Source organism: Corallococcus sp. AB018 (genome assembly GCF_003986945.1).
Lineage (GTDB): Bacteria > Myxococcota > Myxococcia > Myxococcales > Myxococcaceae > Corallococcus > Corallococcus exiguus.
Map to the genome: position 1 here is coordinate 1 of NZ_RAWR01000452.1, position 1147 is coordinate 1147.

The following is a 1147-nucleotide window of genomic DNA, read 5'->3' on the forward strand; positions in this document are numbered from 1 at the left end:
GCCCTGGAGGGCGCGCCGGAAGCCCTGGAGTCGGGCGCGGGCCATCCGGAAGGCCCGGACGGTCCGGACATGGAGGACGAGGAGCCGGAGGCCTCCAGCGGCGAGTACGAGCTGGACGGCGAGGCCCCGTCGGGCCGCCCGCCCAAGCCGACGCTCCACTGAGAGGCGCGGCGTGCCCAGGCAGGGAAGGTTCTTCCCCTGCCCCCAGCCTTTCAACATCCGCCCCGTAGGATTTACGTCCTCCGGCCACCCTCCAGGGCGGGCTCGTTGCCCAAATGGGCGGATTCACTGGGAACCAGCAACCGTCTGGCGTTGGCAAAGCCCTTGCTATGTCTTTGTTCGCGATGCGGACGACAACGGACATGGCGGCGGAGCGGGGACGGAAGAAGGCCGGGGCGGCCCGGGTCTTCAGCAAGCAGCCGGAGCGCATCGCGGCCCTGTGGCGGCGGATGCGGCTGGCGGCGCACGAGGGCCAGGGCGTGCCGGGCGCAAGCCTGCTGGACGGACTGGTGGAGCCCTTCGTCCGGGAGCTGGGGCTGACGCTGGAGGGCGTGGAGTCCAGCCCCTGGAGCCGCACCCGCGCGGTGCTGCGCCTGGCGCCGGAGCGTGGCGCGCGGGCCCTGCACGACGAGTTCGCACTGCTGCGGCGGTGCCTGGTGGACGCCCTGGAGGTCCTGGGCGGTGGGGACACGGAGCGCCAGCGCATCAACCGCGCGATTGACGAGGCCGTGGACAGCGCGGTGGCGCTGCTCCAGCGGATGGCGGACCCGAAGGCGGATGGGCCCCGGGTGCCGTTCGGCGGTCTGGTGGTGGAGTACTTCGAGCGGCCGTCGCACGCGCGCAAGGCCCCCATGGGCCGCCGCGACGAGCGGTCCGCCATGCATTGAGCAGGCTTTCACGGCGCGAGGAAGGCGCCAGGGTTTGGTTGTAACGGTTTGTCGATCCGTCCGGCTTGACACTCCTCAACGAGGAAGGGTCCGGGGGCTGGCGGGAGGGTGCGCTGTCATGGATGGGGGTCCGTGACGCGCCTTGAGGGAGCGTGTTCCTGCTCGGGGGAGCGGTGAGCGCGCACACAGGTTCGAACGCTGGAACGCGTGGATGGGGGTCCGCGCGCTCCGCCGGTCGGACGGATCGGCATGTTTTGTCG

The 1147-nt window shown here is 71.5% G+C and carries 1 protein-coding gene; it reads left to right on the forward strand.

Annotation, left to right across the window (positions count from 1 at the left end; all coding sequences use genetic code 11):
- The first annotated feature begins 344 nt into the window (after positions 1–344).
- The gene (locus tag D7Y11_RS42645) at positions 345–887 is read left to right on the forward strand and encodes a hypothetical protein (protein ID WP_169822792.1); all 543 of its coding nucleotides are present in this window, start codon (positions 345–347) and stop codon (positions 885–887) included.
- Positions 888–1147: the final 260 nt, after the last annotated feature.

Excerpts from the sequence above, each read along its gene's own strand:
- D7Y11_RS42645 (WP_169822792.1), top strand. The coding sequence starts at position 345 with ATGCGGACGACAACGGACATGGCGGCGGAGCGGGGACGGAAGAAGGCC.